Here is a 15,639-nt window from a genome sequence, read left to right as displayed (position 1 = left end):
TCCGGGGGGCGGCCTGGGGAGCCGGCGGCACACCTAATCGGCCATCAGGCCCGGCCTGCGGATGCGCCCGAGATGTCGAGAGCCTTGGCCGTGTGCGGGTACGGGGCCGCCACGGCCGCCGCCCCAGGGGGCCGCCCGTGATGGCCGGAATCGATGGGGCGCCATCGGGGCTCCGCGAAGAGCTTGAACCTCGGAGAATGCCCAGACCCACACGGAGTAGTCCCACCCTTTTGTGTAATGGTCCCACCACACCTCGTACTGGAAGTGTTCCGTCCCGAAGATCCGTGGAGTGATCGAAAGGGAAAGACATGTCGGTCCAGGCAGGTTCCGAATCCGAAGCCCAGACACCGCAACGCAGTCTCGGCACCTCGGCCGCGCGGAACTTGGCAACCACGACCAAGTCCGCGCCGCAGATGCAGGAGATCACCTCCCGCTGGCTGCTCAAGATGCTCCCGTGGGTCTCGGTGCAGGGCGGCACCTACCGCGTCAACCGCAGGCTGAGCTACTCGGTCGGCAACGGCATCGTCGAATTCATCAAGACCGGCACCCAGGTCCAGGTCATCCCCGCCGAACTCGGCGAGCTCCCGATCCTGCGCGACTACGACGACCAGGACGCCCTCACCGAACTCGCCGCCCGCTGCCGCCAGGTCGACTTCGAGGCCGGCCAGGAGCTCACCTCCTTCGGCAGCCCCGCCGACCAGGTCTTCCTGCTCGCCCACGGCCGCATCGACCACGTCGGCCCCGGCCCCTACGGCGAGGACGCCGTCCTGCGCACCGTCGCCGACGGAGCCTTCTTCGGCGAGGGCGCCCTCACCGACGAGGAGGCGATCTGGGAGTACACCGCCCGCGCCGCCACCTCCGGCACCGCGCTCGTCCTCAGCCGGCAGGACTTCCAGCTCCTCGCCGACCGCGTCGACTCGCTGCGCTCCCACCTGGACGAGCTGCGGTCCATCCCCGCCCAGCGCACCAACAAGTACGGCGAGGCCGCGATCGACCTCTCCTCCGGCCACCAGGGCGAAGCCGTCCTCCCCGGTACCTTCGTCGACTACGAGGCCCGGCCGCGCGAGTACGAACTCTCCATTGCACAAACGGTCCTGCGCGTGCACACCCGCGTCGCCGACCTGTACAACCAGCCGATGAACCAGACCGAGCAGCAGTTGCGGCTCACGGTCGAGGCGCTGCGCGAGCGCCAGGAGCACGAGATGCTCAACAACCGCGAGTTCGGCCTGCTCCACAACGCCGACTACGACCAGCGCATCCAGCCCCACGACGGCGCGCCCACCCCCGACGACTTCGACGCGCTGCTCGCCATGCGGCGCGGCTCCAAGCTGTTCCTCGCGCACCCCAAGGCCATCGCCGCCTTCGGCCGCGAGTGCAACAAGCGCGGCATCTACCCCGAGACGCTGGACGTCGGCGGCCACCGGGTGCCGGCCTGGCGCGGCGTGCCGATCTTCCCGTCCAACAAGATCCCGGTCAGCGACGCCCGGACCACCTCCATCCTGTGCATGCGTACGGGCGAGGACGAGCAGGGCGTGATCGGCCTGCACCAGCCCGGCATCCCCGACGAGATCGAGCCGAGCCTGTCGGTGCGCTTCATGGGCATCAACGAGCAGGCGATCATCTCCTACCTGGTCACCGCCTACTTCTCCGCGGCGGTGCTGGTCCCCGACGCGATCGGCGTCCTGGAGAACGTCGAGATCGGCCGCTGGCGCTGATGACCGCGAACGCCCTCGCCGCGGGGGAGGGGCAGGAGGCGGCGGCCCTGCTGGAGCGCACCAGGGACACGGTCAACCCGGAACTGCGCCGCACCATCGAAAGCCTGCCCGGCTCCATGCGGCGGGTGGCGATGTACCACTTCGGCTGGGAGGACGAGGACGGCCGCCCGGCGGCGGGCCACGCGGGCAAGGCGATCCGGCCCGCGCTCGTCCTCGCCTCCGCCCAGGCCCTCGGCGGTCCGCGGGCCGGCGACCCGCAGGCGGGCAGCGCCGTACGGGCGGCGGTGGCCGTGGAACTGGCGCACAACTTCACACTGCTGCACGACGACGTCATCGACAAGGACGTCCGCCGGCGCGGCCGGCCCACCGCCTGGACCGTCTTCGGCGTGGCCGACGCGATCATCACCGGCGACGCCGTGATGGCGCTCGCGCTGCGGCTGTTCGCCGAGGACCCGCATCCGGCCTCGGCGGCGGCCTCGGCCCGGCTCGCGGCCTGCGTGATCGAGCTGTGCGCCGGGCAGCAGGCGGACTGTGCCTTCGAACGGCGCCCGGACGTCTCGCTGGACGAGTGCCTGACCATGGCCACCGCCAAGACCGGTGCCCTGCTGGGCTGCGCCTGCGCCCTGGGCGCGCTCTACGCGGGGGCCGGGCCGGAGGAGGTCGACGCCATGGACGCCTTCGGCCGGGAGGCCGGGCTGGCCTTCCAGCTGATCGACGACCTGATCGGCATCTGGGGCGATCCGGGCCACACCGGCAAGCCCGCCGGGGCCGATCTGATCGCCCGCAAGAAGTCCCTCCCGGTCGTGGCCGCGCTCACCTCGGGCACCGAGGCCGGGGAGGAGCTGGCCGCCCTGTACGCGGGCCCGATGGCGGGGGACGACGTACGCGCGGCGGCCCGCGCGGTGGAGCGGGCCGGCGGGCGGGACTGGGCGCAGGCCCATGCCGCCGACCGGATGGGCCGGGCGGTGCAGGAGCTGTCGCGGGCCGTCCCGGACCTGGCGGCGGCGGGCGGGCTGCTGGCCCTGGCGGAGTTCGTGACGCGCCGGACGAAATGACCCGCCGGCCGAAGTGACGCGCCGGCCGAAGTGACGCGCCGGCCGAAGTGACGCGCCGGCCGAAGGGACGCGTCGGTCATGACGGGAGAGGCCTGTTCCGGTACCGGGAGGTGCCGGAACGGGCCTTTCCGCGCAGGTGCCCCAACTCTAGGATCACTCAGGGTTGTTGAGACTTGAGTGAAGGGTGTGACCTGTGGTTCTGGAGATACGCCAAGCGGACCAGTCGGACCGGGACGCCGTCGCGCGGCTGCTGGACGAGGCGTTCCGCAGCGACCCGGTGAGCTGCTGGGTGTTCCCCGATCCGGCGCACCGGGCCGCCGTACACGGCCGCTTCCTCGGCGTCTTCGTGGACGTGGCCCTCGCCGAGGGCCGGATCGACTACGCGGTGGACGGTTCGGCGGCGGCGCTGTGGCTGCGCGTCCCGGCGGGCGATCCGGAGGGTGATGCGGAGGGCGAGGCCGTCGAGGACGAGGTCCCGGCGCGGATGCGGGCGGCGGCCGACCCCGACAACGAGCGGTGCGAGCTGGTCGGACGGCTGACCGGGGAGGTCCACCCGACGGGCGAGGAGCACGAGTACCTGCTGATGATCGCGGTCGCCCCGGACCGGCAGGGGGAGGGGCTGGGGCGGGAGCTGATCCGGCCGGTCCTGGAACGCTGCGACCGGGAGGGGCTGCCGGCGTACCTGGAGGCCAGCAGCGAGCGCAGCATGCGGCTCTACGAGCGGCTGGGCTGGGAGTTCACGGGCGACGCGGTACGGCTGCCGGACGGACCGCTGATGTGGCCGATGTGGCGCAAGCCGCGCGGGTGAGAGCGTTCGCCACGTAAAGGGGCTTGCCTGAAGTACTTCAGCTGAAGTACTTTCGTCGCCGTGCCCCGGAGCGGCGGCACTCCCCAGCGGAAGAGACTCGCTTGCGCAAGCTCACGTACTTCGTCGCCACCACGGTCGACGGCTTCATCGGAGACCCGGACGGCGACGCCGACTTCATGTACGCCCACCTCGACCCCGAGTTCATCGCGCACCTGGTGGCCGAGTACCCGGAGACGATCGCCGCCGCCGGGCGCGCTCAGCTCGGCGTCGAGGGCGCCGCCGCGAAGCGCTTCGACACGGTCCTCATGGGCCGGGGCACCTACGAGCCCGGCCTCAAGGCGGGCATGACCAGCCCCTACGGCCACCTGCGCGAGCAGTACGTCGTCTCGCGCTCCCTGGCGCTCTCCCCGGACCCGGACGTGCGTCTGATCAGCGGGGACGTGGTGGCGGCGGTCCGCGAGCTGAAGGCGCGCGACGGGCTGGACATCTGGCTGTGCGGTGGCGCGGACCTCGCGGGGCAGCTGGCCGGGGAGATCGACGAGTACGTCGTCAAGACCTACCCGGTCGTGGTGGGCACCGGCATGCCGATGTCCCGCGCGGGCTTCGGCGTCCGCCCGCTGGAGCTGACCGGCTGCACCGTCCTCGGCGGCGGACAGATCGTCACCTCGTACGCCGTCAAGCGCTGACGCCGCGGCGCGCGCGAACGCGGCCTGCCGGGGAGGCATGGCCGCGGAACAGCGGCACGCGCGCGGGTCGGACGCCCCGCGGGCCGGGCACGAGCGCCGCTCGTGCCCGGCCCGCGGGAGCGCCGTCGAGACCCTCGGTGACTAGCCCTTGGCGTCCAGGCCCGAGGCGACCAGGCCGTTCGCCCACAGCTGGTTGACGCGCGAGCGCTCGGTGCTGTTCGGGTTGGGGTTGGTGCACGAGGGGCCCGGCCCGCCGCCCGACATCAGCTCGCTGCACGGACCCGAGTAGTGGTCCGGCAGCCCGAGCACGTGACCGGTCTCGTGCGCCGTCACCCGGGTGGAGTTGTACTGCTGGTTCTGCGCGTAGTCGAGGAAGATGTAGCCCCGGCCGTGGCCGTCGGTGCTCGCGTACGAACCCCGCGAGTCGTTGCCCTCGTAGTAGGAGAAGTTCCCGCCCGAGGACACCTCCTGGAGCTTCACGTTCGACACCGAGCTGTTCCATATCTGCGTGGAGCGGGCGATCACGCTGCGGAAGCTCGGCGCGTTGCCGGTGGTGTACGTGACGGTGACGGCCAGCGCACCCGGGTGCGCGGCCCGCTGCTCGGCGACCGAGCGGCGCACGGCCTCGAAGAAGGCGCGGTTGGCGGCGTCGTTCTCCGGCGAGCGCTCGTACGCGGCGTACGTGGCCGTGTTGCCGGCCGGGGCCGGGGCGGCGCTCGCGGTGGGGACCACGCCGCCGAGGGCGGCGGCGAGGCCGAGGCCCAGGGTCGCGGACAGCGTGATCCTGCGGGAGTGGCGCATGTGGGGGGCTCCTACTCGGTTGGTGCCGTGGGGGGTGGATGGGTCGTCCGGTACCGGAGTCTGAGGGAGCGGAGGGCGCCGCGGGATGATGTCAGCGCCCGATAGCGCCGCCCTATCGGGAAGATTTCGACAGGGCAACTGGCGTGAGAATGGCGGGATTCGGGGGGCTATCGGTGGCTGGTGCGGCCGACCGCGGCCGACCTACCCTCGGGCCATGGAGCTTGAGGTGAGGCACCTGCGCGCGCTGTGCGCCATCGCGGACGCCGGCAGTCTGCACAAGGCGGCCCGGCAGCTCGGCGTGAGCCAGCCCTCGCTGACGACCCAGCTGCGCCGGATCGAACGGGCCCTGGACGGCGAGCTGTTCCTGCGCGAGCGCACCGGCTGCCGGCCGACCCCGTTCGGGCGCACGGTACTCGGCCGGGCCCGGCCGCTGCTCGCCGAGATGGCCGCGCTGGTCGACGAGGCGCGGGCGCTCGCCCGCGGGCCCCGGCTGCGGATCGGCTCGACCGCCAGCCGCGCGCTGCCCGGCTGGCTGCGGCGGCTGCACCGGCGCGCGCCGGAGGCGGAGACCTCGCTGGTGGTCGACGTGTCGCCGAACGCGCTGCTGCGGATGGTGGCCGCCGGGCAGCTGGACGTGGCGTTCGTGCACGAGGTCGAGGGCTGCCCGCTGCGGGTGCCGGAGGGCCTGGAGCTGCGCGTGCTGATGGAGCGCGAGCCGCAGTTCGTGTCCATGTCCCGGGACCACCCGGCCGCGCGGTCGCCGGTGGTGGAGTTACGGGACCTGGCGCAGGACCGCTGGACGGTCGATCCCTCCGTCGACGGCGAATGGGACGGCCTGCGCAGGGTCTTCGCCGGAGCCGGGCTCGACCCGCCCGTCCTGCACGCCGACTACCACACCGCCACCTCGCTGATCGTCTCCGGCGAGGCGGTCGCCCCCTGCCAGCCGACCTCCGGGCCCCGCGACGACATGGCCATCCGGCCGCTGTCGGGGGACCCGCTCGCGGTGCGGCTGCTGCTCGCGTCCCGGCCGGGGGCGCACGCCGAGGTCTACGCGGACCTCCGCGCCGCCTATCGCGAAGCCGCCCTGAACACCCCGCCGTACCGCGCGTGGCTGCGCACCCACGCCAGCCCGCTGCTGGTGGCCTGACGGCCGCCGCACCTCGACCCGTACTCCAGGGAGCCGCCCGTACCGCCGCTGCTTGACTTCCGCCAACCGCGATATATCGTGTCTACAGAAGACGCGATATGTTGCGTGCTTCATTCCCGGAGGAGGAGCAGCACCATGGCAGAGCAGATGACGTGGTCCGTCGCCGCACCGCAGAAGCTGGCCTTCGAGTGGCCGGTGACCGACCTGCGCGTCCGCGTCGTCGGCGGCACGGTGAACGTGGTCGCGGCGGCCGAGGACGGTCCGGCCCGGCTGGAGGTCTCCCAGGTCGACGGACCGCCGCTGCACGTGGTGCAGGAGGGCGGCACCCTCACCCTGTCGTACGAGGACCTCCCCTGGAACGGCTCCCAGGGCCTCAAGGAGTGGTTCGAGAGCAAGCCCTGGAAGGCCTGGTCGGGCGGCGCCGGCGGCGGCCGCAAGACCTGGGAGCGCAGCGTCACCGTGACGCTGACCGTCCCCGCCGCCACCCGCGTCCAGCTGGCCACCGTCAGCGCCACCGCCTTCGTCTCCGGCATCTCCGGCGCCACCGACGTCAACGGCGTCTCGGGCGACGCCACCCTGGTGCGGCTCTCCGGCCGGGTCAAGGCGCACACCGTCTCCGGCAGCGTCGAGGCCCAGTCCCTCACCGGTGAACTCGCCTTCCACTCCGTCTCCGGCGGCCTGACGGTGGTCGACGGCTCGGGCGGCGGCGTACGGGCCGACTCGGTCAGCGGTGACATGCTCATCGACCTGGCCCCCGACCCGGCCGCCCCGAAGCCGGTGGACATCTTCCTCAACTCCGTCTCCGGCGAGGTCGCCATCCGGCTGCCGCACCCCGCCGACGCCAAGGTGGAGGCCAACACGGCCACCGGCGGGGTCTCCAACGCCTTCGAGGACCTGCGCGTCTCCGGCCAGCTCGGCGCCAAGCGCATCACCGGCACCCTCGGCACCGGCGCGGGCACCCTGCGGGCCACCACCGTCTCGGGGGCCATCGCCCTGCTGCGCCGCCCGCAGGCCGACGCCCCCGCGCCCCTCCAGCTCGACAAGAAGGTGCTCTGACATGCCGCCCGTCTTCGCCCACGGCCGCCTCCGCCTCTACCTCCTCAAGCTGCTGGACGAGGCACCCCGCCACGGCTACGAGGTGATCCGCCTGCTGGAGGAGCGCTTCCAGGGCCTGTACGCGCCCTCCGCGGGCACCGTGTACCCCCGGCTGGCGAAGCTGGAGGCGGAGGGGCTGGTCACGTACGCCACCGAAGGCGGGCGCAAGGTGTACTCCATCACCGAGGCGGGGCGCGCCGAACTGGCCGACCGCGGCGGTGAACTGGCCGACCTGGAGCTGGAGATCCGCGACTCCGTCTCCGAACTGGCCGCCGAGATCCGCGACGACGTCCGCGGGGCCGCCGGGGACCTGCGGCGCGAGATGCGGGCCGCGGCCTCCGCCACGGCGACCCGGGTCGAGGACGAGTCCTGGAAGAACGCCAAGGAGGAGCTGCGCAAGGCGAAGCAGGAGTGGAAGGAGCAGGCCCGCCGGGCGAAGGACGAGAGCCGCCGGGCCCGCGAGGAGGCCCAGCAGGCCCGCCGGCAGGCCAAGGAGGCGCAGGAGCGGGCCCGTGAGGAGGTCCAGCGGATCGCCGCCCAGCTCCAGGAGCAGCTCTCCAAGTCCGGCGGGATGCTGGGCAGCCTGGCCGGGGCCTGGCTCGGCGGCGGAACCGCCGCGCACCCCGCCCCGGAGTCGGCCGCCGGCGCTACCGGCCCCTCGGGCGCCGGCTGGGCCGAGGACCTGACGCCGACCGCGGACCCGGCCCGGGACCTCGACCGGCTGCTGGACCGCTTCCGCGACGACGTCCGCGACGCGGCCCGCGACCACGGCGTGACCCCGGCCCAGCTGGCCGAGGCCCGCGCCCACCTGGCCGCGGCCGCCGCCCGCATCGAGGCGGGGCTGCGCCCGGGGGCCTAGCCGGGAGGGGCGCCGATCAGGCGATCAGGGGGCGGGGACGTTGTGCGCCCCGGGTCGCGCCGGGATCAGGCCGCCAGGCCCGTCTCGGCCGTGGCGTAGGTGACCCCGTGGTCCGCGAGGGCCTCGGCGACGGTGCCGGGCCGGGACAGCAGGGCCAGGAGCAGGTGCAGGGTGCCGATGTGGCGGTCGTGGCGGCCCAGGGCGATGCGCAGGGACTGCTCCAGGACCTTCTTGGCGCCCTCCGTGAAGGGGACCCGGTAACCGCCGCTCCGGTCGTCCGGCTCCGGGCGGCCCAGGGCCGAGCGGAGCGAGGCGCCCAGGGTCCGGCGGCGGGGCGCCGGGGCCGACAGGGCGCCCGCGCCGTGGGTTTCCTCGATCCGGGAGACGATCTCGCCGAGGTCGATGCCGAGTCCCGCGAGGGCCTCCTCGTCGGCCCGGGACATCCCGCCCCGGCGCCGGGATTCGGCCAGCCGGGCCCGTACGGCCTCCCGGTCCACCCCGAGGGGGTCCAGCGTGCCCCCGCCGAGGAGGGCGAGCAGCAGGTGCTCCTCGGTGACGGTGGCGGCCCCGGCGCGGCGGGCCTCGTCCACCGCGCCCGCCACCGCCTGCCGCGCGTCGCGGGTGAAGCGTTCGAACATCAGAGCCTCCCGTACTTCTTGTGCACGGCCTGCCGGCTGACGCCCAGCTCGGCCGCGATCTCCTGCCAGGACCAGCCCCGCGCGCGGGCACTGCGTACCTGTACGGCCTCCAGCTGCTCCAGCAGCCGCCGGAGGGCGGCGACGGAACGCAGGCCCACGCGCGGGTCCTGGTCTCCGGCCTGTGCGGCGAGATCGGTGGCTTCGGTCATGCGTGTCAATCTAGGTTGACAGGGGAGGGCTGTCAACCTTGATTGACAAGGCGGGGCGGAGGTGCGGGGCGCCGGAGACTCAGACCGTGAGGACGATCTTCCCGAACAGCTCGCCCGACTCCAGCTTCTCGAAGCCCTCGCGCGCCCGGTCCAGCGGCAGCACCTCGTCGATGACGGGCCGTACGCCGGTGGCCGCGCAGAAGGACAGCAGGTCCTCCAGCTCGTCCTTGGTGCCCATCGTGGAGCCGACCACCTTCAGCTCCAGGAAGAAGATGCGCGTGAGCTCCGCGTGGGCCGGCCGGTCGCCGCTGGTGGCGCCCGAGATGACCAGGGTCCCGCCCGGGCGCAGGGACCTGACCGAGTGCGACCAGGTCGCCGCCCCCACCGTCTCCATGACCGCGTCCATCCGCTGCGGGAGCTTGGCGCCCGGCTCGTACGCCTCCAGCGCGCCCAGCTCCACGGCCCGCGCGCGCTTGGCCGCGTCCCGGCTGGTGGCGAAGACGCGCAGGCCCGCCGCCTTGCCGAGGACGATCGCGGCGGTGGCGACACCGCCGCCCGCGCCCTGGACGAGCACCGAGTCCCCGGGGCGCACCCCGGCGTTGGTGAAGAGCATCCGGTACGCGGTCAGCCAGGCCGTCGGCAGGCAGGCGGCCTCCTCGAAGGACAGCCCGGCGGGCTTGCGCAGTACGTTCCAGGCGGGGACGGTCACCTGCTCGGCGAAGGTCCCCTGGTAGCGCTCGGTCAGGATCGAGCGCCGCTCGTCCGGGCCGACGCCGTGGCCGCTCTGGCCGATCACGGAGTGCAGGACGACCTCGTTGCCGTCCTGGTCGGTCCCGGCGGCGTCACAGCCGAGGATCATGGGGAGCTTGTCCCGGTCCAGGCCGACTCCGCGCAGCGACCACAGGTCGTGGTGGTTGAGGGAGGCGGCGCGGACGTTCACGGTCACCCAGCCGGGCCGGGCCTCGGGTGCGGGGCGCTCGCCCAGCACGAGGCCGCTCAGCGGCTGGTCACGGTCGATTCGGGCGGCGTAGGCAGCGAACATGGCGCGGAGGCTACCGGTCAGTAGGCCCGTCTGGCCAGCATCCCGAGAACGCCGCCGCGCCGGAGCGGAAGCCCACGGCCGCCCCCGGTCGCCGCCGTCGGCCCCGTACGCGGCGAGGCCCGGCCGGAGTGATCCGGCCGGGCCTCGTCCGTACTGCGCGCGGTGGCGGTCAGGCCAGCCGGGCGACCCCGTCGGCCTTCGCCGCCGCGGCGACCGCGGCCGTGACGGCCTCGGCGACGCGCGCGTCGAACGGCGAGGGGATCACGTAGTCGGCGGCGAGCTCGTCACCCACGACACCGGCGATGGCGTCGGCGGCGGCGATCTTCATGCCCTCGGTGATCCGGGTCGCGCGCACCTTGAGGGCGCCCGCGAAGATGCCCGGGAAGGCCAGCACGTTGTTGATCTGGTTCGGGAAGTCCGAACGCCCCGTGGCCACGACCGCCGCGTACTTGTGCGCGACGTCCGGGTGGACCTCCGGGTTCGGGTTGGCCATGGCGAAGACGAAGGCGTCCTTCGCCATCGAGGCCACCGCCTCCTCGGGCACCGTCCCGCCGGAGACGCCGATGAAGACGTCCGCGCCCGCGAGGGCCTGCTCCAGCGAGCCGTTCAGGCCCGTCTTGTTGGTCAGGCCCGCGATCTCTTCCTTGACGTCCGTCAGGTCCGAGCGGTCCGCCGAGACGACGCCCTTGCGGTCGGTGACGCAGACGTCGCCGATGCCGGCGTCCACGAGGATCTTGGCGATGGCGATGCCCGCCGCGCCCGCGCCCGAGATCACGGCGCGCAGGTCGCCGAGGGTACGGCCGGTGAGCTTCGCGGCGTTGCGCAGGGCGGCCAGCGTCACGATGGCGGTGCCGTGCTGGTCGTCGTGGAAGATCGGAATGTCCAGCGCCTCCTGGAGGCGGCGCTCGATCTCGAAGCAGCGGGGCGCGGAGATGTCCTCCAGGTTGACCCCGCCGAAGGACGGAGCGAGGCGGATGACCGTCTCGATGATCTCGTCCGTGTCCTTGGTGGCGAGGGCGATCGGAACCGCGTCCACGCCGCCGAACTGCTTGAACAGAATCGCCTTGCCCTCCATCACGGGGAGGGAGGCCTCGGGGCCGATGTCACCGAGTCCGAGCACGGCCGTACCGTCGGTGACGACGGCGACCACGTTGGACTTCCAGGTGTACTCGTTGACGAGTTCGGGCTGCTCGGCGATGGCGCTGCACACTTTCGCCACGCCGGGCGTGTACGCCAGGGACAGGTCGTCCTTGTCGTTGACCGGCACCGTGGCCTGAATGGCCATCTTGCCGCCCCGGTGCAGTGCGAACACCGCGTCCGGGTTGTTGTCGGTAGCGCTGTCACTGCGAGGGTTGACGATCTCCGCTGCCACTGTGTGTGACCCCTTAAGTCCTTTGAATCGTTGAGGGTGGCCATCCCTGGTTAAGGGGTGGGCGGGCACCGCGTCCGTTCTTCACTTCGGCGGTTGGCCCGCCTCCGCGAAGGGGAGGTTCGTACGCGCGGGCGCGCCGCACGCGCGCCCTGAGCCCCGGATGAGGGGTGTAAGGATCTGTTCTACCGGAAGAACGCGTGCCCAGACGAGTCGATTCCCGCTCAACTGTAGGCCGACTGTCCGGTTTTTGGGCAAAAGTCCAAAGCCCCCTGTCCGATAGGTGAGACAGGCGGGAAATAGTGAGGACAAAAGGGCTGGTCGCGGCGGTTTGTGTCGCTCCGAGGGCCCTTGCCCGCAGTCCTGTTGGCTAGTCGCGGGCGCCCGTTATCTGATTTTGACCTGATGGGCAGCCTGAATGCGGCAGTCCGAATGGCAAGATGCCGTAATCACACAAGGTCGCGACACTCGATGGTGCGTGCCCGACCCCTCTCGGATGCTTTCCACCCCTGTCGGAGGAACCAGCCCATGACCGCAAGCACCACCCGTCGTACGACCGCCGCCCGGTCCCGGATCGCCGCGGTCGGCGCGATCGCGGTCGCCGGCGCCCTGATCCTCACCGGCTGTGGTGACCAGACCAAGAGCGGTTCCGGCGATACGGCCTCCTCGGGCACCAAGTCCAGCAACGCCCCCCTCTTCTCGGCCCTGCCGAAGAAGATCCAGGACGCCGGCGTCATCAAGATCGGCACCGACTCCGCGTACCCCCCGATGGAATTCGTCGAGAACGGCAAGATCGTCGGCGTCGACCCCGACATCGCCGACGCGCTGGCCAAGCAGCTCGGTGTGAAGATCCAGTTCACCGCGGGCACCTTCGACGGCCTGATCACCTCGATCTACACCGGCCGCGAGGACGCGATCATGTCCTCCATCACGGACAACAAGCAGCGCCAGGAGGGCCTGGACGACAAGGGCCAGAAGATCGGCAAGGGGATCGACTTCGTCGACTACTTCTCCTCCGGCCTCTCGCTCCTGGTCAAGAAGGGCAACCCCGAGGGCGTCAAGACCCTGGACGACCTGTGCGGCAAGACCGTCGCCGTCCAGCGCGGAACGACGTACGAGGACGAGTTCAAGAAGCAGGCTGAGAAGTGCGGTGACAAGAAGCTCACCATCCAGGCCTTCGACACCGACGCCGAGGCGCAGACCCGCGTCAAGGCCGGCGGCGCCGTCGCCGACCTGAACGACTACCCGGTCGCCGCCTACACCGTGAAGACCTCCGGCGGCGGCAACGACTTCGAGATCGCCGGCCAGCAGACCGGCGTCGGCCTCTTCGGCATCGGCGTCAGCAAGGACAACACGCAGCTGCGCGACGCCTTCAAGCAGGCCCTCGATGCCACGATCAAGGACGGCTCCTACGGCAAGGCGCTGGAGAAGTGGAACGTGCAGGACAGTGCCGTCAAGTCCGCCACGGTCAACGCCGGTCAGTAAGTCCCGCGCTCCACGCTCCACTGAAGGGCAGTCATTGTGACTGACAAGATCGACAAGGGTCCGGCCGCAACCCCGCCGGCCGGACCCGGTGCCTCGGGAACCCCGTACGAGGCGATCAAGGCAATCCCCGTACGGCACTACGGCCGCTGGGTCAGCGGTGTCATCGTCGTCGCGCTCCTGGCGTGGCTCGTCTACGCCTTCTCCCAGGGCAACGTCATCTGGGGGACGGTCGGCGACAAGCTCTTCGACTCGGCCATCCTCGGCGGCCTCTGGAACACCATCCTCATCAGCGTCACCGCCATGGCGCTGGGCCTCGTGCTCGGCATCGTGTTCGCTGTGATGCGCCTGTCGAAGAACCCGGTGACCAGCGCCGTCTCCTGGCTCTACATCTGGTTCTTCCGCGGCACCCCGGTGTACGTCCAGCTGCTGGTGTGGTTCAACCTGTCGCTGATCTTCGAGTACATCAACCTCGGGCCGATCTACAAGAACTACACGGTCGCCGTCATGACCCCGTTCATGGTCGCCCTGCTGGGTCTGGGCCTGAACGAGGGCGCCTACATGGCGGAGATCGTCCGGGCCGGCATCCAGTCCGTCGACGAGGGCCAGACCGAGGCCGCGCACGCGCTCGGCATGCCCCAGACGAAGACGATGCGCCGTGTCGTGCTGCCCCAGGCGATGCGCGTGATCATCCCGCCGACCGGCAACGAGTTCATCAACATGCTGAAAACCTCCTCACTGGTTTCGGCGGTGCAGTACACGGAACTCCTGCGGGCCTCGTCGAACATCGGCAACACGGCCGGTGCCATCATGGAGATGCTGTTCGTGGCATCCGTCTGGTACCTGGCCCTGACCAGTGTGTTCAGCGTCGGCCAGTACTACCTGGAGCGCCGCTTCGCCCGCGGTTCGCTGCGCAGCCTGCCGCCGACGCCGTTCCAGCGCCTGCGTGCCAACCTCAACATGTTCCGCCGTACGGAGGTCGCGCGATGACCGCCCAGCCGATGGTCAAGGCAGAAGGCGTCCACAAGTCGTACGGCGCCGCCCACATCCTCCGGGGCATCGACCTCGAAGTCGCCCCGCGCGAGGTCTTCTGCCTGGTCGGTCCGTCCGGCTCCGGCAAGTCGACCTTCCTGCGGTGCATCAACCACCTGGAGCGCATCAACTCCGGGCGGCTGTCGGTGGACGGGCAACTGGTGGGATACCGCCAGAAGGGCGACAAGCTCTACGAGCTCAAGGACAGCGAGGTCGCGGCGCAGCGCCGCGAGATCGGCATGGTCTTCCAGCGCTTCAACCTGTTCCCGCACATGACGGCCATAGAGAACGTCATGGAGGCGCCCGTCCAGGTCAAGGGCGAGTCCAAGGCGGTGGCGCGCGAGCGCGCGATCAAGCTCCTGGACCGCGTCGGCCTCGGCGACAAGGGCGGGAACTACCCCTCCCAGCTCTCCGGCGGGCAGCAGCAGCGCGTGGCGATCGCCCGCGCGCTGGCCATGGAGCCGAAGCTGATGCTCTTCGACGAGCCCACCTCGGCGCTCGACCCGGAGCTCGTCGGTGACGTCCTCGACGTCATGCGGGACCTGGCCGAGTCGGGCATGACCATGATCGTGGTGACCCACGAGATGGGCTTCGCCCGCGAGGTCGGCGACAACCTCGTCTTCATGGACGGCGGCGTCGTGGTCGAATCCGGCCACCCGCGCGAGGTCCTGGGCAACCCGCAGCACGACCGGACGAAGGCGTTCCTGTCCAAGGTGCTGTAGGCGTCCGATGCCGGAGGGGCGGTACGGGATTTCCCGTACCGCCCCTCCGTCGTATCCGGGGCCGGCCCCGGGCCCCTGCTCCCCGAGCCCTCCGCAAGCCGCTACTTCAGGCCCAGGACCAGGGCGTCCGAGGGGGAGCGCCAGACCGTGCGGGCTTCGGCGAAGCCCGCCTCGCGCAGGGTGCGGGCGTGCCAGGCCTCGTCCGGGGTGTCGCCGTCGGCGTGTTCCCCGTAGATCGCGAACCGGGCCTTCGTGGGCTCGGCCAGCACCGGGTCGGCCGCCGCCAGGGACCACCATTCGCGCCAGTCCGGGACGCCGAGCCGGGCCCGGGTCGCGTCCATGACGGCGTGCCGGTGCGCGTGCTCGGCGGCGTCGATGCGCGGCGTGGCCGGATCGGGCATGTGGTCGGCGTTCATGAAGACCCCGCCCGGGCGGACCAGCGGGGCGAGCTGCCCGTACAGGACGGCCAGCTCCGCGCTCGGGAGCCAGTGCAGGGCCGTCGCCGTCAGCACCGCGTCGTAGGACGTGTGGGGGAGCGCCGCGCGCCAGTCGGGGTCCTTGAGGTCGGCGGTGACGAAGGTGACCCGGTCGTCGCCCGCGAAGTGGCCCCGGGCGATCGTCAGCAGCGCGGGGTCGAGATCCAGCCCCGTACTGGAGGCCTGCGGGAACCGCTTGAGCAGCCGGTCCGTGATACTTCCCGTACCGCACGCGAGGTCCAGCACCCGGGGGGCGGGGCCCACCAGGGCCTCGACCATGTCGAGCATCACCCGGAACCGCTCCTCGCGGTCGGGCATGTACCACTCCTGCTGGCGGTCCCAGCTGTCCTGCCACGCCTGCCAGTCCGTACCGAACGAGCCGGTCACCGTATCCGCCGTATCCGCCGTATCCGCCATCGAAACCCCTCCACACGTAATACCCTCGAAGCATGAGCAGCCGTTACCGGGCGGCCATCGCCGACACTAAACCGCATCCGTAAGGA

Annotated in this window: 16 protein-coding genes; 10 read left to right on the top strand and 6 right to left on the bottom strand. The window is 71.6% G+C overall.

Annotated elements, in window-relative coordinates; genetic code table 11:
- Window positions 1-308: 308 nt before the first annotated feature.
- From ACZ6ZT_RS09295 to ACZ6ZT_RS09280, 4 genes are all read left to right on the top strand, one after another.
- A complete protein-coding gene (locus tag ACZ6ZT_RS09295; protein WP_469717042.1) occupies window positions 309-1,715 on the top strand; it encodes a family 2B encapsulin nanocompartment shell protein in 1,407 nt (468 codons plus the stop codon).
- On the top strand, window positions 1,715-2,770 hold the full coding sequence (locus ACZ6ZT_RS09290; RefSeq protein WP_469717041.1) for a family 2 encapsulin nanocompartment cargo protein polyprenyl transferase: 1,056 nt from the start codon (window positions 1,715-1,717) through the stop codon (window positions 2,768-2,770). The genes ACZ6ZT_RS09295 and ACZ6ZT_RS09290 overlap by 1 nt, the downstream gene beginning before the upstream one ends.
- A 193-nt stretch (window positions 2,771-2,963) precedes the next feature.
- Window positions 2,964-3,578 (top strand): GNAT family N-acetyltransferase, encoded by a 615-nt coding sequence (locus tag ACZ6ZT_RS09285; protein ID WP_469717039.1) that lies wholly within the window; start codon window positions 2,964-2,966, stop codon window positions 3,576-3,578.
- A gap of 101 nt (window positions 3,579-3,679) precedes the next feature.
- A complete protein-coding gene (locus ACZ6ZT_RS09280) occupies window positions 3,680-4,264 on the top strand; it encodes a dihydrofolate reductase family protein (RefSeq protein WP_469717037.1) in 585 nt (194 codons plus the stop codon).
- Between the two features lie 141 nt (window positions 4,265-4,405).
- Here the strand turns inward: ACZ6ZT_RS09280 and snpA are convergent, their stop codons facing one another.
- Complete coding sequence (snpA, locus tag ACZ6ZT_RS09275) at window positions 4,406-5,065, bottom strand: snapalysin (protein WP_469717035.1); 660 nt, start codon at window positions 5,063-5,065, stop codon at window positions 4,406-4,408.
- Window positions 5,066-5,279: 214 nt separating this feature from the next.
- Here snpA and ACZ6ZT_RS09270 point away from each other — a divergent pair, with 214 nt between their 5' ends.
- From ACZ6ZT_RS09270 to ACZ6ZT_RS09260, 3 genes are all read left to right on the top strand, one after another.
- On the top strand, window positions 5,280-6,212 hold the full coding sequence (locus tag ACZ6ZT_RS09270; protein ID WP_469717033.1) for a LysR family transcriptional regulator: 933 nt from the start codon (window positions 5,280-5,282) through the stop codon (window positions 6,210-6,212).
- Between the two features lie 135 nt (window positions 6,213-6,347).
- Window positions 6,348-7,268 (top strand): DUF4097 family beta strand repeat-containing protein, encoded by a 921-nt coding sequence (locus ACZ6ZT_RS09265; RefSeq protein WP_469717031.1) that lies wholly within the window; start codon window positions 6,348-6,350, stop codon window positions 7,266-7,268.
- 1 nt (window position 7,269) lies between these two features.
- A complete protein-coding gene (locus tag ACZ6ZT_RS09260; protein ID WP_469717029.1) occupies window positions 7,270-8,166 on the top strand; it encodes a PadR family transcriptional regulator in 897 nt (298 codons plus the stop codon).
- A 65-nt stretch (window positions 8,167-8,231) separates the two neighbouring features.
- On the opposite strand, the gene ACZ6ZT_RS09255 is transcribed toward ACZ6ZT_RS09260, so the two are convergent.
- The 4 genes from ACZ6ZT_RS09255 to ACZ6ZT_RS09240 all read right to left on the bottom strand — a co-directional run bounded on the left by ACZ6ZT_RS09255 (window position 8,232) and on the right by ACZ6ZT_RS09240 (window position 11,427).
- Window positions 8,232-8,804 carry a Clp protease N-terminal domain-containing protein gene (locus ACZ6ZT_RS09255; RefSeq protein WP_469717027.1) on the bottom strand — a complete coding sequence of 191 codons (573 nt, stop codon included), beginning with the start codon at window positions 8,802-8,804 and terminating at the stop codon, window positions 8,232-8,234.
- The gene (locus ACZ6ZT_RS09250) at window positions 8,804-9,013 is read right to left on the bottom strand and encodes a helix-turn-helix domain-containing protein (protein ID WP_469717026.1); all 210 of its coding nucleotides are present in this window, start codon (window positions 9,011-9,013) and stop codon (window positions 8,804-8,806) included. The genes ACZ6ZT_RS09255 and ACZ6ZT_RS09250 overlap by 1 nt, the downstream gene beginning before the upstream one ends.
- Window positions 9,014-9,092: 79 nt before the next feature.
- Window positions 9,093-10,055: a zinc-binding dehydrogenase gene (locus tag ACZ6ZT_RS09245; RefSeq protein ID WP_469717024.1), complete on the bottom strand. Its 963-nt coding sequence runs from the start codon at window positions 10,053-10,055 to the stop codon at window positions 9,093-9,095.
- Between the two features lie 169 nt (window positions 10,056-10,224).
- Window positions 10,225-11,427, bottom strand: coding sequence for an NAD(P)-dependent malic enzyme (locus ACZ6ZT_RS09240; protein WP_469717022.1), 1,203 nt, complete (start codon window positions 11,425-11,427; stop codon window positions 10,225-10,227).
- 525 nt (window positions 11,428-11,952) lie between these two features.
- Between ACZ6ZT_RS09240 and ACZ6ZT_RS09235 the strand changes: the two genes are divergently transcribed.
- The 3 genes from ACZ6ZT_RS09235 to ACZ6ZT_RS09225 are packed head-to-tail and all read left to right on the top strand — an operon-like array spanning window position 11,953 to window position 14,660.
- Window positions 11,953-12,909 (top strand): ABC transporter substrate-binding protein, encoded by a 957-nt coding sequence (locus ACZ6ZT_RS09235; protein WP_469717020.1) that lies wholly within the window; start codon window positions 11,953-11,955, stop codon window positions 12,907-12,909.
- A 36-nt stretch (window positions 12,910-12,945) separates the two neighbouring features.
- Entirely contained in the window at window positions 12,946-13,896 is a 951-nt protein-coding gene (locus ACZ6ZT_RS09230) for an amino acid ABC transporter permease (protein ID WP_469717018.1), read from the top strand.
- Entirely contained in the window at window positions 13,893-14,660 is a 768-nt protein-coding gene (locus ACZ6ZT_RS09225) for an amino acid ABC transporter ATP-binding protein (protein ID WP_469717016.1), read from the top strand. The genes ACZ6ZT_RS09230 and ACZ6ZT_RS09225 overlap by 4 nt, the downstream gene beginning before the upstream one ends.
- A gap of 101 nt (window positions 14,661-14,761) precedes the next feature.
- Here the strand turns inward: ACZ6ZT_RS09225 and ACZ6ZT_RS09220 are convergent, their stop codons facing one another.
- Window positions 14,762-15,553 carry a methyltransferase domain-containing protein gene (locus ACZ6ZT_RS09220; RefSeq protein ID WP_469717014.1) on the bottom strand — a complete coding sequence of 264 codons (792 nt, stop codon included), beginning with the start codon at window positions 15,551-15,553 and terminating at the stop codon, window positions 14,762-14,764.
- Window positions 15,554-15,639: the final 86 nt, after the last annotated feature.

The sequence above is a fragment of the Streptomyces sp. NPDC102258 genome (genome assembly GCF_055584685.1).
Note: the sequence above shows the minus strand (reverse complement) of the source record. Positions and strands in the feature narration are given on the sequence as shown.